Raw genomic sequence first — 16710 nt, 5'->3', positions numbered from 1 at the left:
GATCAATAGATTAGGTAATCACTGTGAACTAGGTTCACAACAATATTCGGAGAAAATTATGCGCACTTTGGTTTTGGCTAGTTTATTTGTTTGTGGTTCAGCATTTGCTGCTGATAATCACTGCGATGTGAATCTTGATGGAGAGTTCCAAATAAAGAATAAAGTGATAAGCGTTAACATAGAAGACAAAACTCAAATTGAGATTGACGCTCAATATAACTTGTCTGTTGATGGAAAATCCATATCACTAAACAGTTATCAACAAGCATTAGTTGAAGATTATTATGATGGAATTCATCAAGCAATACCGCAAGCAGCTGACATTGCAAATGAAGCAGTCAGCTTAGCAAACACTGCTATCAATGAGGTATTTGCAGAGCTATTAGGTTCAGATAGTCATACATTCGAAAAGCTTTCAATCAAACTACAAGAATTGGATGAACAAGTGCAACGTAGCTTTTATGCTCACGATGGCTCACTGAGAGTAGATTCTAGAACATTTAACGACGGAGACTTTTTTGGCGAGCAGTGGGGAAATGAATTTGAACAAGTAATTGAAGAGGTGATTTCTGAATCTCTTGGCAGCGTAATGGTGAATTTAGGTACACAAATTCTATTTAGCGGTGGTGACATGGAAGCTTTTGAACAAAGAATGGAAAGATTTGGAGAACAACTTGAAGAAACAATTGAGTTTCAAGCCCAAAGGATAGAACATAAAGCTGAAGATTTATGCAAAACATTACAACATATAGAGCGCACTGAATCGCGCCTTCAAGCCAAAATTCAACAGCTGAGTCATTTAGATATTTTACAACTCGACACACCACGTAATGCTATGTAACAGTTAGCAAAAGTATATTTAAAAAGTAACCTATTAATGCAAATAGCAATAATTGGATGTGGTTGGTTAGGCTTACCGGTTGCCAAACATTTAAAACATAGTGGTCACAAGATAGTGGCCACTCGTCGTTCTACTGCGGGTGTAGCTGAACTGAATTCACATAACTTACTTGGTATCGAATATACGTTAGGTGAACCTCTAGATACAACTAGACTAACGCCGTTATTCACGAGCGATATTTTGTTTTTAAATATTCCTGTTGGTCGAAAATCTCAAGCTTGTGAAGACTTTCTATCTAATATTGAAACACTGCTCAAGTTTGCTTCACACAGCAATATTCAACAGGTTATTTTTATCAGCACTTCATCCATTTATGGAGACGATACTCGGATCGTCACTGCGAAAAGTGCGCCAAACCCAGTGACCGAGTCAGCTAAAATAAACCTGCAAATTGAAAAGTTAGTTGGCCGTTTCTTTCCACAAACTAGCACGATTTTGAGATTAGCTGGGTTAGTAGGTAATGACCGTCACCCAGCGAAGTATTTAGCCGGTAAAAGCCAATTACCAAACCCCAATCAAGTCGTCAACCTAGTCCATCAAAGTGATGTGGTACAAGCGATAGATAAAATAATCGCCGACAATATTTGGGGAGAAACCTTTGTATTAAGTGCGACTGAACACCCAACTCGAAAAGACTATTATACTTGGGCAGCTGAAAGGTTAGAGTTAGCCGCTCCAAACTTTATACAGCAAGATTCTAATGCGAACCTAGGTAAACGAATCGGTAAACGAATCGATGCCTCTGACAGCATCAAAACGTTAGGCATTAAACTTAAATACCCGAGCCCTTACGATATGATTGACGCGCAGCCTTGATTCAATTAACGCTTAGTCTCAATTAGATTAATACTAAGCGTCATTTTCTATTGTGATCTTTTAACCAATTAAAGCCTGACCAAAATATTTTAATGCCACCGTATTAACAAAAACGGCCAATAATATAATGGGTATAAACGTACTTACCGAGAAGTTAACGTATTTGATAAACCAGTTGTTCCCTTGAGGATTTGAATTGGCATCCATTTCTTCAGTGAAGTTTACTTTTTTCCACCGATACATCACAAAAATACAGATTAACAAACCATTTAGAGGCAGGATGGTGTCGTAAAACACATCAATAATTAGATCAAAGAAGGACTTTTGCTGTCCTGCATATTGCGTGAATTGAGTAAAGAAATCAGATAATCCAAAAGATGTAGCAGCCATTAGTCCCATTACTACGAGTAGTAACCCCAATACACCCAGTGCTTTGCGACGTTTATATTTCTTTTCTTCCATAAGTGCAGCAACGGGAACTTCAAAAATAGACACCATAGAAGTAATAGCGGCAAAAAAGACTAAAACAAAAAACATACTAGCCACTGCACTTGCACCTACATATCCAATACTGGTTTGCAGTGCTAAGAATATTTTAGGTAAAAAGGTGAATATCATGCCTACTGACGAGTCACTTAGTTCACTGGTATTAATATTAGGATTAAAAGAAAACACCGCAGGCAGAATTAATAAACCAGCAATAAAAGCAACTGCGGTATCCAGTAAAGCCACCATTTTAGCTGAACCAGGTACGTCACTTTTACTGTCTAAATAAGAGCCATAAGTAATCATGATCCCCATACCTAATGATAACGAAAAGAATGCTTGTGATAAGGCAGCACTGACTACTGAAGCGTTTATTTTGCTAAAATCAGGAATAACGTAATATTTAACTCCTTCAAAAGCATTGTCTAAAGTTAATACAAAAATAACCAGACCTACTAACATAATAAATAGTGCTGGCATCATAATTTTTGCTGCTTTTTCGATACCTTGCTTCACCCCGCCTTGCAGGATCAAATATACAATGGCAAGAACAGCCAAGGAATAATAAATCAGATCAGTGCCATTTATAAAAACGCCAAAAGTGTCTGGATCTGCCAACATGGCTAAGTTACCCGTCAGTGATTGATAAAGGTAACCAAATATCCAAACGGTAATGACCAAGTAAAACACTGCAATCATGAAAGGGGTAATAATTGACAACCAACCCGCAATTTTCCAGCCATTGTGGTTATTCGACATGACAGAATAAGCCCCTAAAGGGTCTTTCCGACTATGTCTACCTACTGACATCTCAGCCAACATGACAGGTAAACAAATAAAGGCAACAAAGATCGCGTAGATTAACAAAAATGCGCCACCGCCATTTTTTGTCGCGGCAACCGGAAACCCAACCATATTACCAATTCCCACAGCAGAACCCGCTGCAGCTAAAATAAACCCTATGCGTGAACCAAATTGCTCGCGAGTCGCGCTCATAACTTTTCCCGTTTTATTTTTATAATAAAACCAATGTTAACAGCACAAAATTAAAATGTCGTTAACTGGCTTGAATTGTCTATAGTTGGTAGCCACATATTAAGCAGTTAATTAGGATAATTTTGAGGAAAGGTTATGAATAATATTCAATCAGCGACATTAGCGGGAGGATGCTTTTGGTGTTTGGAATCTGCTTTTAATAGCCTGAATGGTGTCGTCTCTGCTTACTCTGGTTACGCAGGCGGGCAAGTAGACAATCCTACTTACGAACAAATTTGCCAGGGCAATACGGGCCATGCAGAAGTGGTACAAGTTAACTTTGATAGTCAGCAACTCACATATCGTGATGTATTAGAGATATTTTTTGCTTTGCATAACCCCACTCAACTCAATCGTCAGGGAAACGACACGGGCACTCAATACCGTAGCGGTATCTTTTTTCACAACGAAAGCCAAAAGGTAGAAGCTGAACAAATAATTCAAGAAATTAGTGATGAGAAAATTTGGCCAGATCCTGTAGTGACAGAACTTGTACCCATTAACAATTATTATCAGGCTGAAGACTACCACCAGGATTATTTTTCAAACAATCCACAAAACCAATATTGCAATATGGTGGTTGCCCCTAAACTTGCTAAGTTCAAACAAAAGTTTGCCAGCAAATTAAAAGCCTAAGTAAACCGATTATCATTGAAGGAGCACTGTGTAATAGAGCTCAGCTTTTTTACACAGTGGATTTTAGATGTGATGGAATTATTCGAACCAACTAGGTTGAATCGCTAAACTAAACAACAGAGGCGCAAATTTACGGTAATTATTCTTGTTTTGTGGGCATCGAATGTTATTTAGATAAACCGCTTTCCAAGGGTCATTCACCATCCATAACGTTTTGCCTATGACAGCAACACCTTCTATTGAAGTATTGTCCATCGGTTCGAAATCTTGACAAACACCTACGCCACTTTCAATCTCAGCATGAAATTCTAGAGGCACTATTTTGGCTTCCTTTTGCCCTGATAAGTCTGCAATCCATAACTTTTGGTCGTTTCTTGCAGCTAAAATCAAAAACTCACTACCACTTTTTGTTTGGTAATAATCCATGCCATTAATTGGATGATTACCTTTTACAAACTCAGGAAGCTTTACCTTAACATCCACAGGAACAGCAAAATCATCTGAAGCCCAAAATGTTTTATCTAGTACTAATGAAAATATCCGAGCTTTTTTCTGTTGATCTTTTTCAATACCAAGGTACAAAGTTCGATTTTGGCCAAAAGCCAAACCTTCGAAACCATCATTTGGAAAATTACCTATTTGCATATCAGCGTTAAACTGTATTGGTTTAATATGAGTTATGTATAAATTTTGATCTGCTTGAATTTCCAATTTGAGTAACAAACTTGGGTAATCAGTCGAGCCTGTTTGCGCATACTTTTGTTGACAAGCTTCTGACATGGGTTCCGCGTTTGAAGCGTCTTCAGTGACCACGTAAAAAATATTATCATTTTCAGGATCAACCGTTAGCGCTTCTAAATCTGGGTTACCACTTACATAATTAGCAAAACAACTTTTTTGCGCATCTGTTGATAACTTCATTATCATGTCTGGGCCGTCTAATTGAGCATTTTTTGGCTCGATTGAACGTAATCTCAAGCGCTGAGAAGTATGTGCGCTTCTATCACTTAAGGTCAGTAATTTACCTCGCCAATATGTTAAGCCAGAGGGCTGTGGATCTAACATCACCTCGCCATTTGATTCTTTTATCCAATGGCCGTAGGTTTTCTTTATATAACTCTGAGAATCTTCAGACGTTCCAGAGTCACAACTCATCAATGAGCATATACCCAAAACGAAAAACAAAAGTTTCATATGTAGTCCAATCTATATGAGATAAATTTCCCTAATTGCAGACCTTTATAAAGATACCGGTCCACATGGTCAAGTTATTAATTGGTATTTGTGCTAGTTGAAACAAATATTTAATTTTTATACTTATATTTACGAAAATTATGTGCATGAATGAACAAAGCATCAAAAAATCCAATGTGTAATATCTATTTATCAGTTTGCACAAGATTTAATTGCTTCTGTGATTTATCATTCGCCCAGTGTATGCCCTAGTAAATAAAAATCATTGGATGTTATGACTCAAAGTACAATTAAAATCGGTTTATTTTACGGTTCAACCACTTGTTATACCGAAATGGCCGCTGAAAAAATTCAAGCTAAGTTAAATGAATTAGTAGGATATGAATGTGTTGAGCTATTTAATATTAAAGATAATGCTTTATCCGAATGCCAAGGCTTCGATAAATTAATTTTTGGTATTTCCACTTGGGATTTTGGCGAACTACAAGAAGATTGGGAATCAACTTGGCAAGACATTGCGAACTTAGATTTAGCCAACAAAACGGTAGCGATATTTGGATTAGGTGACCAACTAGGTTATGCCGATTGGTTTCAAGATGCTGTGGGCATGTTACATGATGAACTCATAGTTCTGGGCTGCAATATTATTGGTTACTGGCCAAATACAGGTTATGACTTTACTGAATCGAAAGCCTTGACCACGGACCGAGAGTTTTTTGTAGGCTTAAGTTTAGATGACGAAAACCAATACGAACAAACCGATGAACGCATTGCCCAATGGTGCGAACAAATATTAGCCGAAATGATCCAATTATAATTATACAGTGACGACCCCAGATTCAAGGATTCACCAACCATTTTATCGCAATGGCCCATCGCACCGTGATGGCGCTGATGTAACTTTTGGCGACATAGTTAAAATATTTGGCTTTAGATCTATCACTATTGGCAAATGGGTAACGGCCAAAGAACAGCAAATCGCAGCGAACCTTTTCTTTGATGCTTTATTTGATCTAATGGATATTCTGTCTATTCCAACTCCCGTCATTTCACTAAACAACAATTTATCATTAGCCTTTGGCCATGGTGGCCAAAAGCACAGTAGCGCACATTATGCCTCACAAACTAAAACCTTAGCCTTAGCTAAAAATGCCGGAGGAGGAGCCTTAGCACACGAATGGTTTCATGCTTTTGACCACTATATTGCACAAAAACTATTTACCGATGTAAAAGCGCAAGACTTTGCGTCAGCTTGTTGGTTAAAAGATAAAAAACAAATCGAACATCCTATCAACAAAAACCTTAGCCTTTGTTTTGAATCAATCTTTTTAGCTGACAATAAAAACCAAGTCAGTGAGTATGTCAATCGAAGTGCTCAAGCAGATAAGGCCCTAAAAACATATTATTACGCTCAACCACAAGAATTAGCAGCGCGAGCATTTGAAGCCTGTATTCAAGATCACTACCGTAAAAATGCGTTTTTAGTGCAAGGCACCAAACAAAGTCCAGAAGCCAAGTTAGGGATTTACCCACAAAACGAAACAAGAAAATTGATTAACCAACATTTTATTCATTATTTCAGTCTTCTGGGTAATACAATTAAAAAAGTGTAACTTCTAAACACAAGCTTACGCCGCTAAACTCAAATCAGAACTATCATTTTCGATGCTTTTTGAGTAGCATCTCGGCGATTTTTTCAAACGGTGATATTTAAATTTTGCACACTTTAGCTCAATTAAAATCGGGCGCCTTATTGGGCGTAACAAAGTTATCTTTATCTGAAAACTTGTCTGAATTTCCTATGGAAATATTGACGTTAGCAGACTCTTTAGAAATTTTGGATTTATCCAATAATCAACTCAACACCTTACCTAAAGAGCTAAAACAACTCACTCAACTAAAAATCATTTTTGCATCCAACAATCATTTTGAAGTATTGCCCTCGGTATTGGGTGAATGTGAAAACCTTGAAATGATCGGATTTAAAACCAATCAGATCAAACAAGTGCCAGCTGAATCATTACCGAAAAATCTCCGTTGGTTAATTCTTACCGACAATAATATTGAAACCTTGCCCGAAAGTTTGGGCCACAGACCCAGATTACAAAAATTAGCGTTGGCGGGTAATCAATTAACTCGATTACCACAATCGATGGCAAATTTAGTAAATTTAGAGTTAGTCAGGATTTCAGCCAATCAACTTACCGAATGTCCCACTCAGCTATTAGACTTGCCTAAACTTGCTTGGTTTGCCTTTGCCGGCAATCCATTTTGTAAAAATGAACAACACATAGATTCTGTGCCTGCAGTGCCTTCGGCTAGCTTTACTTTGCAAGAGCAGTTAGGTCAGGGTGCGTCAGGTGTCATTTCAAAGGCAACATGGATTGAAAACCCATTAGCTTTACCTAGTGAAGTGGCGGTCAAAATGTTTAAAGGCTCTATTACCAGCGATGGTTATCCAGAAGATGAGTTAAATGCATGTCTACAGGCGGGTAATCACAATAGCTTAGTGAAAAACTTAGCTCAGGTTAATGAAGAGGATTGTTTGGCTCTGATTATGGCGTTGATCCCCTCTCATTTTAGAAATTTAGGTTTACCACCAAACTTTGACACTTGTACACGAGATACCTTCCCTCAAGGTTTTGTCTTAACCAAACAGCAAGTGACTCATATAGTCCAACAGATGCAAGACGTGTTTGAACATCTACATAATAATCATGTTTGTCATGGCGATTTATACGCCCACAATACGCTGTTTGATCAAGATGCCAATATCATCTTTGGTGATTTTGGTGCAGCGTCTATGTATCAGATGTTAACCACAGACCAGCAAGCAAAAATCAAACAAATTGAACAACGCGCCTTGGATTATTTTGTTGAAGATTTAAAAAGTATCTGCGTGAATTAAACCCACAATGTAAGGCAATTAAAACTTGTACCCAATATCTAAAGTTATCATGGCCTTAGGTTTAGGGTTTTCACGTTCATGACTAAAAAGCCGTGTGAATTCTTTTTCATCGTAAACCCCAATTCCCGTACCGAACACCCAGCCATGATTGTTGAATCCACTAGGATGATAATTGTAAGTAAGAAAACCATAATAACTATCATGATCAAATATACTCTTAATATTCCCCACAGATAAACCCATAGTGTGTTGTTGGTTATCTGACACTGTCGTTTGCATGCCAACTCCATATCCAGGCAACCCAACTGAGATGTAATATTTACTATCATTGTTTTTAAGAGAAAATTGAGTACCGACTAAACCACTGTATTGAAATCCTCCTCCTAAAGAAAATTCGAATTCAGAACCTAAAGTATTAAGTGAGATAAAAAAAGTAAAAATAATAATAGAGTATTTACGCATAAAATCTTCCCTGTTGATTTATGCCAGAGTATCTAAGGCTATTTTCTCCTTGTATAGATTATCTTGGTAAAAATTTGTTTCAGTTAACTAAAAAAGCTTCACAAACTGTTGAAGTTAGGTGATGTGGCTCAACTCGAGTGACTGAAACTGAGTCACATAATTGAAAAGCCTGAAACTTTTTAACTGCTTTTACCAATTCAACAACAATCGTATCAACATCAAATTGAATAGGCTCAAAATTCAATGATTTTATTTCCAAATGTTTGGTTTTCCGATGGGCTTTACAATCCATTCGGCCCACAAACTCCCCTTGGTAAAGCAGAGGCAAACTAAAATAACCATATTGTCTTTTTGCTTCTGGTACATAACATTCAATTTGATAATCAAAGTTAAATACTGCTTTTAAGCGGTTTCGTTGAATAACAGCGTTATCAAAAGGGGAAAGAATTTTGAGCTGAGTGTTTATTCTTGGTAGAGGCTGTTCCAGCACCTCAGGCGTGGTTATAAATATTTCTTGGTTACTGGTTTGAAATTGTAATAGTTTACCTTGAGAAATTTTGTCACTAACTAAGGTTTTTACTGCTTGTCGCAATCCTTTGTTTTTGCGTAGATAAGTAAACCCTTTAAGTGAAACAAAACCGTGACAACGCAATTGCTGTTCAACTAAGTGTTCAGCAAATTCATCGAGTGATGGTTGGCAGGTGTTAATATTTGCGGGTAAAACCCTTTCGGTTAAATCGTATGTTTTTTGGAATCCGGTGCGATCACACACCATGACATCACCTTGCATATACAATTGTTCGATTGCTTTTTTAGCGGGCTTCCAATCCCACCAGCCTTCAGATTGTTTTGATTGTGTTTCTAGATCACGAGAACGCAGAGGACCCTCGGTTTTTATTCTGGCTAAAACTTCAGCCATCATCTTCTTGTCTGGATTCTTATACCAGTGAGTTTGACCGCTTTTAATGGCATGTTTGTAGGGTAAAGAAAACCGAAAGTCTTCAATTGGCAAAAATGCCGCTGCATGACTCCAGTATTCAAATATGTCTTTATTGAGCAATAACTGGTTAGTCATCTCTGATTTAAATTTAGGTACACGAGAATACAGAGTGTGATGATGAGCACGTTCAATTACGGAAATGGTATCCAGTTGTACATAGCCTAAATGTTTAATGGCATTTTTCGCTCCAACCAAACCTTGACCAAAAGGTTTAGCTTGCGCCAAACCTTGGGCAACTAAAGCCATACGGCGTAAACGGTTTTGATCTAACAAGCGATGTAGTTTAATCATTTAGATTCAATCTGAAAATGTATGCTTTACTATACAACTACTTTGAATCATTAACGGAGTAAATACTATTACTTAACCTAAGTCTTCGCTCTACCCAAATTAATTTGAATATCGAGCTTCTTTCAATAAATCCAAAGTGCAAAGGCTTAATATTCTCACATCCTTGTGAAAATACTAACCTCCCCTAAGAAACTAACAATCTACAGTTCATTACCGTCTTTATCTTTTCCCACCAGAATCAAGTTTGGATCATCACTGTAATCAGGATGTTCGGTCCAATTACTTGAGTCTATGATCCAAGGCTGTAGACACTCTCTATCGGTAACACATGGATCGGTTAATGCGCCCATAAATTCAATTACAGTGGAGGATTGATCTGTGTTGATATCGATCTCTGGTGCAGGCGAGTTTGATACGGTTTCATCAAAGGTTTGCCTGAACAAAATACGAGTGTTAAGGAAAGCGTCAGGATTTATATTGTTATAAACCTGCTCACAAGTTTCACCTGTTTTATCCATGATATCTTTGACCGATGTAAGCTCACAATAATCTGCGTTGTTGAGTTCATTAAAGACCGCATTACCATTTAGTATGGTACTAATGCCCAACAAATCATTCATTGCACCACCAGGATTGCCGTATACATCCATCACTTGACGTAACGTAGATAAGGCACCGTTATGCATATAAGGGCCTGTTTCGGTGATATTCAGTAATGGTGAGGTTCGAAAGTGATAAGTGTCTCCCACATCACCACTGATATTCGCACGGCCAAAGTCGCTATTGTTTACCGGTGGGAAGCTAGCACTATCTCCATTGCCCGGTCCCACTTGTCCTAAACCAATTGCGTGGAATTCCTCGTCAGTGAAAGTGTCACCCGAGTGACATTCGCTACAAGCTGCACCACCTTCGTCACCCGCTGTCATAAATAACACTGCACCTATCTTCTCATCTTGAGTCATGACATCTATATCCGTCCCTGGATCTCCACGTAAGGCAGCAACATACTCTTGCCATGGATTATCTGTAAACACCATAGACTCTTCAAATGTAGCCAGGGCTTCAGCTATGCGATCAAAACTAACCTCAGTATCGCCAAAGGCTGCCTGGAACATCGCCTCCCAATCAGCATTGTCGGAGAATCGTGCTGCTAACATATCGCGATAGGCTTGATTATTATTATCAGTTAACGGCTCGTCGCCACGCATCTCGTTATGATTTGCCGTAGGAAAACGCGATTGTGCATTGGCTAACGAAGATCCCTCTGGAATATTATTATCGGCCGTAATGAAGTCTGGCGAATCTGGTGTAATGATGCCAGCGTCTGTACCGCGGGCACCTTCAGTTGCACTCACACTTTCAACTCTGGAGTCCCAGAACAATCCTCGATCTAATAGTCCAACATTAAACAAGGTTGGAGCGTTACGACCAATCACTGGGTATCCAGGCAGTTCATCATCTTCACTACCATTAAAGTAACGACCTTCTCCCAAAACGTCTGGCGAAAAGTTGTGGAAGACATCCACTGCATCGTAACCCACAGGCCATGACAAGTTATCACCACCACCTAATATAGGGTGGTGGCAAGAAGCACACGCCGCGTCGTATTCACCACTCAAACGCTTGGAGTAAAACAGCGCTTTACCTAACTGGGCTTTTTCATCGCTGATATTTGGTAAATCTCGACCTGTTGTTGGGTCTCCGGTAAAGCCTTGTTCATCAATCAACACTTGTGCATGCACATCAACTGGCTCCATCACACCGGCAGGAGTACCAAAACCATCATCTTCAACAATAGCCATACCATCTTGTGCATCAACCTCTGCTAGAGCCAGATCATCTGGGCCTGAACGCACCATTCTAACCAACATGTTGCTGCTGCGTCCTTTGAACCAGTTCAAGCCTGCTTTAAAATTCACAAACCAAGCATCCTGCCTAAAGTCAATCATAGGCGATGAAGACCAAGTATAATCAACTGTAGTTGCTGGAAATACGTTCAAGTTGATAGCTGGTTCAACCCGATTAAAGTCTACTAGGGAGTACAGCTCTTTAATGTTTGGCAGGCGCCAATCACTGTAACCGGCTAATTCACTGGTTTGAGCATGTTCTAGTGCTAAGCCCCAATCCATCGCTTCGGCTGTGCCATTGCCACATTCTATTCCACTAAGACCAGCAACACATTGTGCCCACATTAGGCCTGTTTCAAGATCGGTTACCGTGCCATTGTTATGTATTTCATAACGATCATCGGGTGTTTGTTCGACATTGTCAGTGTATGGATCCATCACTCGAACTAAGCGCAACGCCGAAGGCTGGTAGCGTTGAATATTTTTGTTGTTACCGAACGCTAGCTGGAACGCCCAAGCATAAAACTCACTGTGTGCACCGCGGTAAGGCGACGCAGTCCAGTAAAAATCATTGGTAGCATTCGGGAAATAATCCTGATCAATCTTACTAGAGGCCGGGCCAAAACCATCACCAAAATTCACCAAAGACATAAACTGAGAATTATTAGGTACACGCCAATCACTATAGCCACAAAAGTTAGCCTGATTGGTACTGATAATTAGATTGTTCCAATCATCATAGTAATCACCTTCGCGGTCGACATTGTCTCTATCCTGGGCAGTTAAGCCTCCCCAGCGATAGAAGTTTTTCGCATCATGAATACTGCTATCATTGGTTTTTACTTCCCACAACAAGCCAGTGCGATCATCACGTACACATGCCCAAGGCTCTGTAGAAAAATTACCACTGCCACTATATTCACTGCCATCGGCATTAATTCGAGTGAAATCAAAACCGCTTTCTCCATCAGTATCAGAATTAGCGGTGGTACTGCGCCCTTGACTACAATCTTGCTCAAGTCTTGAACCGTCAGTACCGGTAATAGTTGTGCTACAGGCTCCACCATTACTAGTTGCATCAGAGCCAAAACCAATACCGGTATCGTTTAGTAATGCCATACCTGTATAAAATTTATCAGTTAAAACGCCATTGTCGCCACCGTTATCACCGTCGTCTCCGCCAGTACCACCATCGTCTCCGCCAGTACCACCATCGCCTCCGCCGGTATCACCATCATCATGGATTCTAATTAAAGAAAGCTCTGTTTCTAATTCAGTCATTATTGTTTGTTCCGCAGAACTTAACGAGCCAGTTGCAATAAGGTCTGTTTCTTCGTGAGGATCAGCAACTAAATGGAAAAGTCGTTTGCTGCCATCGGCATTAACAATAAGTTTGTACTCGCCGTCACTAATAGCCCAAAGGTCAAGCGTACCGTTTTCCTTTTCAGTATATTGATAATCTCTAATGTGCTGGTCTTGGGTAAATAAGGGTTTCAAACTTAAGCTGTCATGGATGTTGGGGTTTTCAATTCCAGCAAGTTCAGAAATGGTACTAAAAATATCTGTTGCAGTAGCTAAGTTTTCGATAAGTCCTGAACGTGTTATACCTTTACCTGTCACAAATAATGGAACATTCACACCGCCTTGCATCACCGAGCCTTTTGAACTAAATCGCCCATAGGGTGATTGAGAAACAGTTGCTGGCGTACCGTTGTCTGCCATAACAATAATAACTGTGTTTTCCAATTGGTCTTGAGGAATGTTTTCGAGTAATCGACCGATTTGATGATCCATCGCCTCAATTGCGGCCAAATAATAAGGCAATGCATCCACCCCCTCTTCATAATCCGCTAAATCTCCTTGGGAATGCATAGTGCTGGGAGGCACATGAAATGGCGTATGAGGTGCATTGTAAGCCATCCACATAAACCAAGGTTTGTCGTCTTCTTGTTCTGTTAACCAGTCAATTGCAATATCGGTGAGTTTAGTCGTGGCATACTCGGTTTGCGTAGTGGGCACACCATCTTCTGACAACTGCCAATTGTAGTAATCATCTACTTCTCCACTATTGATCCCTGCGTAGTAATCAATACCAAAATCTTCAGGATTGGCGGTAGGGTTGTCACCAGACAAGTGCCATTTACCCACTAGGGCTGTCGAATAACGATTGTTAGTCAAAGTATTAATGTGGCTTTGCAAAGTCACTTCTTGAGGATCCAAAGTGTCTTGTACCCATTTTACATCAGTACTATAGCCGTATTTACCGGTTATCATGGAAGTTCTAGTAGGGGCACAAGTAGGTGAAGCCCAGAAATTATTAAAAGATAAACTTTGGTTTTGAATATCGTCCAAGTTTGGCGTCGTAGGTTTAACTAAGCCTTCTGAAAAGCCGTTTGTTGCGTCTTTGCCCATATCGTCAGCGATAATCAGTAAGATATTCGGGTACGGTTGAGGCTGGGGTTCTGGTTCGATTATTTCTGCCACAATAATTTGCGCATTTGTTTGGGTTGTGCCGCCCTCGCCGCTACAGCTTAATTCAAAGTCGAAGGTGCCGGCTGTTTCAAATACGCTACTATCTTCGCTACCTGTTAGTGCCTTGTCGCCACTCCAAGCGCCAGAAGCTACACAACTTGTTGCGTGACTACTCGACCAAGTGAATTTGCTGCTCTGGCCTGTATTAATGTTTTGCGGGCTGACAGAAAAAGAGACGGTTGGTTTTGCTGGAGTGGTATTTTGATTTCCGCCAGTGGTAGTTTCATCATTTCCACCTCCGCCGCCACAAGCGACTAAAACAAACGTAACTGCAACAAAACACAGTATTTGAAACGTACTTTTATTTTTTTGCTTAACCATAATGATGCTGATCCAAAATATTTAAATTTATAAATTAACTTGAACAGACTTTAATATATGCAACATGAGAGGAAGATGAGCGACAGAAATACTTCGCTATTCTTTTGAAAAACTCTTGAGTGAAGAGCTGTTAGAAACTGATTAAACTCATTTTCAGTATCTGCTTATCTTGTAGTTCTGCAGTTAATTCTAAAGATAGTGCTTTAGCTGCAGTATGGGCAATAGATAGCCCTAATCCCGTATGTTTAGTCCCTGTTCGTGAAGCATCTTTTCGCCATAACCTGTCAAACATAGCGACTAAATCTTCTTCGTTTAAATCTGGAGCGGAGTTAATTACAGTTAAAATCGCAGTATTTTTTTCACTATTTGAAGTAGCTTCACAATTTAACATGACTTCAGTATCAGCTGGCGAATACTCGACAGCATTATTAATTAGATTAGATATGATAATACGCAGTAACCTAGGATCACTTTGCAAACAAGAGGGGTTATAGATTGATTTAGAAATACGTAAATTACGTTCCTTTATACGAACAGATTGTAACGACAGACATTCATCAATAATCAAGGAAACATCTACGTTTTCAGACAACTTTTCTGCACCTGTATTCTCAATTCTAACCAAGGACAACAAGCTATCAATCGTCTGTTGTAACTGGGCGGAAGATTCCGCTATATATCGATAATCATCAATTGAAGCCTGCTCTGGCCATTTCAATGCGACTTCACTTGTTGTTCGAATAGCTGCCAATGGAGTGCGTAACTCATGTGCGAGATCACTATTAAACTGTCGTTCTCTAGCAAAACTTAACTCCAACCTCTCAAGCAATTGATTTAACCTATTTACCAATGGGTTAATTTCAGTAGGTATATCAGTTTCAATCAACCTATTGTGCAAGGATCCCGCCTCGACATTAGAGACTTGCTCAGACAAGTTTTGTATCGGCTTTAAAGTCTTCCTAATGGTATATACAAGTATTACTGATAACAAAAAGCAAAAGAATATACCGCCAATAATTAACCTTATTGCGAATCTGGTTAACTCTTGATAAATACCTTTAATGCTTATAGCAACCGATACATTTATTACACCTACCCGAGGCCCTTTTCTCAGTGAAAAACTAAGTACTCTAATAGCTTCACCAGATGTTAACTCACCGTTGTAACTTATTTCATCATTACCTTGTTTAAGTGAGCGAATTATTTGTAACTCATTTAAGCTTGAAGACTTACTCAAGGTTTCACCTTTTTCATTCCAAGATTGAAGAAAAAATTCGTTACTTTCATCACCAAGAATTAATTTAGTATTTGCAGCAATATTGCCGCTTTTTCCAATAGGCCCTGCAAAACGAGGAGTAGGCATTTTGTTTACAAGCTTAACTGTCCGAGCCAATTTATTAAGCTCATTATCAATATTGGTATCAAGCCTACGCTTTTCAGATAGATATAAAGATGCTCCAGCTAAAATTGCTATAATGACAAAACTAGGGACGAGCCAAAGCAGCAACTGAATACGAATACTTTTCATGATTTTTCTGCACTTAATACGTAACCCATACCCCTTCGAGTGTGAATAAGTACCACACTATTTTTAGATACTGTAATCGCTTTTCGCAGGGCACATATAGCGGTATCAACTACATTACTCATAGGAGAAGCATGTTCATCATAGATATGTTGCTCAATTTGCGTACGAGATATAACACTATCTGCATGCAACATTAGGTATTCTAATAAAGAAAAAAGCTGAGAAGATAAGGCGACATCTTGCCCTGCACGCTTGACCGTTTTAGCCGACATATCCAACACAAGGTCGCCAACCACTAACTTAGGTGAACGATTTTGATACTTACGCCTTGCTAAAGCTTCCACTCTGGCAATGAGCTCCTCAATAGCGAAGGATTTCACCAAGTAATCATCAGCACCTAAACGCAATCCTGTAACACGATCTTCAATTGAGTCTTTAGCGGTAAGAAACAACACAGGTGATTCATTATTTGCCTCCCGCAACTTTTTTAACACCTCATGACCATCTAAGCCTGGCAACATAATATCCAGAATAATGACATCATAATCATGCTCTAAAGCCATCCATAAACCTTCTTGCCCATCTCCTGTTTCGTCTACCGCAAAACCGGACGTTCTTAAAGCTTTGGCAACAGCTCTACGTAACCCTTCGGAATCTTCAACTAACAATAACTTCATATCAAATTCCCCTTATATAGACTCAAGTGGCACGACTAATCACTCATAATTGTGAATTAGATATTGCTAGTTTTCA

The 16710-nt window shown here is 39.3% G+C and carries 13 protein-coding genes; 6 read left to right on the top strand and 7 right to left on the bottom strand.

All coding sequences use genetic code 11. The annotated features are described in order from the left end of the window. The coding region (locus ACSHXM_RS02510) for a YggN family protein (protein ID WP_435687148.1) at positions 1-841 on the top strand (841 nt) is incomplete at its 5' end. 36 nt (positions 842-877) lie between these two features. Continuing rightward, positions 878-1717 (top strand): SDR family oxidoreductase, encoded by an 840-nt coding sequence (locus tag ACSHXM_RS02505; RefSeq protein ID WP_435687147.1) that lies wholly within the window; start codon positions 878-880, stop codon positions 1715-1717. A 60-nt stretch (positions 1718-1777) separates the two neighbouring features. Here the strand turns inward: ACSHXM_RS02505 and ACSHXM_RS02500 are convergent, their stop codons facing one another. Continuing rightward, the gene (locus tag ACSHXM_RS02500; RefSeq protein WP_435687146.1) at positions 1778-3199 is read right to left on the bottom strand and encodes a sodium-dependent transporter; all 1422 of its coding nucleotides are present in this window, start codon (positions 3197-3199) and stop codon (positions 1778-1780) included. A 135-nt stretch (positions 3200-3334) separates the two neighbouring features. Between ACSHXM_RS02500 and msrA the strand changes: the two genes are divergently transcribed. Continuing rightward, entirely contained in the window at positions 3335-3874 is a 540-nt protein-coding gene (gene msrA / locus ACSHXM_RS02495) for a peptide-methionine (S)-S-oxide reductase MsrA (protein WP_435687145.1), read from the top strand. 78 nt (positions 3875-3952) lie between these two features. On the opposite strand, the gene ACSHXM_RS02490 is transcribed toward msrA, so the two are convergent. Beyond that, positions 3953-5068, bottom strand: a complete 1116-nt coding sequence (locus ACSHXM_RS02490; protein WP_435687144.1) for an esterase-like activity of phytase family protein — start codon at positions 5066-5068, stop codon at positions 3953-3955. Positions 5069-5342: 274 nt separating this feature from the next. Here ACSHXM_RS02490 and fldB point away from each other — a divergent pair, with 274 nt between their 5' ends. From fldB to ACSHXM_RS02475, 3 genes are all read left to right on the top strand, one after another. Next, the gene (fldB, locus tag ACSHXM_RS02485; protein ID WP_435687143.1) at positions 5343-5885 is read left to right on the top strand and encodes a flavodoxin FldB; all 543 of its coding nucleotides are present in this window, start codon (positions 5343-5345) and stop codon (positions 5883-5885) included. Between the two features lie 7 nt (positions 5886-5892). After that, positions 5893-6681, top strand: a complete 789-nt coding sequence (locus ACSHXM_RS02480) for a CLCA_X family protein (protein WP_435687142.1) — start codon at positions 5893-5895, stop codon at positions 6679-6681. Between the two features lie 104 nt (positions 6682-6785). Further along, positions 6786-7976, top strand: coding sequence for a leucine-rich repeat-containing protein kinase family protein (locus tag ACSHXM_RS02475; RefSeq protein ID WP_435687141.1), 1191 nt, complete (start codon positions 6786-6788; stop codon positions 7974-7976). An 18-nt stretch (positions 7977-7994) separates the two neighbouring features. On the opposite strand, the gene ACSHXM_RS02470 is transcribed toward ACSHXM_RS02475, so the two are convergent. The 5 genes from ACSHXM_RS02470 to ACSHXM_RS02450 form a co-directional block, all read right to left on the bottom strand. Further along, the gene (locus ACSHXM_RS02470; protein WP_435687140.1) at positions 7995-8438 is read right to left on the bottom strand and encodes a hypothetical protein; all 444 of its coding nucleotides are present in this window, start codon (positions 8436-8438) and stop codon (positions 7995-7997) included. 79 nt (positions 8439-8517) lie between these two features. Continuing rightward, positions 8518-9729, bottom strand: a complete 1212-nt coding sequence (locus ACSHXM_RS02465; RefSeq protein WP_435687139.1) for a winged helix-turn-helix domain-containing protein — start codon at positions 9727-9729, stop codon at positions 8518-8520. 200 nt (positions 9730-9929) lie between these two features. Beyond that, positions 9930-14429 carry an Lcl domain-containing protein gene (locus ACSHXM_RS02460; protein ID WP_435687138.1) on the bottom strand — a complete coding sequence of 1500 codons (4500 nt, stop codon included), beginning with the start codon at positions 14427-14429 and terminating at the stop codon, positions 9930-9932. A 130-nt stretch (positions 14430-14559) separates the two neighbouring features. Further along, the gene (locus ACSHXM_RS02455; protein WP_435687137.1) at positions 14560-15957 is read right to left on the bottom strand and encodes an ATP-binding protein; all 1398 of its coding nucleotides are present in this window, start codon (positions 15955-15957) and stop codon (positions 14560-14562) included. After that, a complete protein-coding gene (locus tag ACSHXM_RS02450; RefSeq protein ID WP_435687136.1) occupies positions 15954-16634 on the bottom strand; it encodes a response regulator transcription factor in 681 nt (226 codons plus the stop codon). The genes ACSHXM_RS02455 and ACSHXM_RS02450 overlap by 4 nt, the downstream gene beginning before the upstream one ends. Between the last annotated feature and the right edge of the window lie 76 nt (positions 16635-16710).

Origin of the sequence: Paraglaciecola sp. (assembly GCF_051252315.1) — a bacterium.
Lineage (GTDB): Bacteria > Pseudomonadota > Gammaproteobacteria > Enterobacterales > Alteromonadaceae > Paraglaciecola.
The sequence above is the reverse complement of the archived record's forward strand: the minus strand, read 5'-3'. Positions and strand labels throughout refer to the sequence as shown.

Coding starts and splice junctions, on each gene's coding strand:
- ACSHXM_RS02460 (WP_435687138.1), bottom strand. CDS start 14,429: ATGGTTAAGCAAAAAAATAAAAGTACGTTTCAAATACTGTGTTTTGTT.
- ACSHXM_RS02500 (WP_435687146.1), bottom strand. CDS start 3,199: ATGAGCGCGACTCGCGAGCAATTTGGTTCACGCATAGGGTTTATTTTA.
- ACSHXM_RS02455 (WP_435687137.1), bottom strand. CDS start 15,957: ATGAAAAGTATTCGTATTCAGTTGCTGCTTTGGCTCGTCCCTAGTTTT.
- ACSHXM_RS02450 (WP_435687136.1), bottom strand. CDS start 16,634: ATGAAGTTATTGTTAGTTGAAGATTCCGAAGGGTTACGTAGAGCTGTT.
- msrA (WP_435687145.1), top strand. CDS start 3,335: ATGAATAATATTCAATCAGCGACATTAGCGGGAGGATGCTTTTGGTGT.
- ACSHXM_RS02490 (WP_435687144.1), bottom strand. CDS start 5,068: ATGAAACTTTTGTTTTTCGTTTTGGGTATATGCTCATTGATGAGTTGT.
- ACSHXM_RS02465 (WP_435687139.1), bottom strand. CDS start 9,729: ATGATTAAACTACATCGCTTGTTAGATCAAAACCGTTTACGCCGTATG.
- ACSHXM_RS02470 (WP_435687140.1), bottom strand. CDS start 8,438: ATGCGTAAATACTCTATTATTATTTTTACTTTTTTTATCTCACTTAAT.
- ACSHXM_RS02505 (WP_435687147.1), top strand. CDS start 878: ATGCAAATAGCAATAATTGGATGTGGTTGGTTAGGCTTACCGGTTGCC.
- fldB (WP_435687143.1), top strand. CDS start 5,343: ATGACTCAAAGTACAATTAAAATCGGTTTATTTTACGGTTCAACCACT.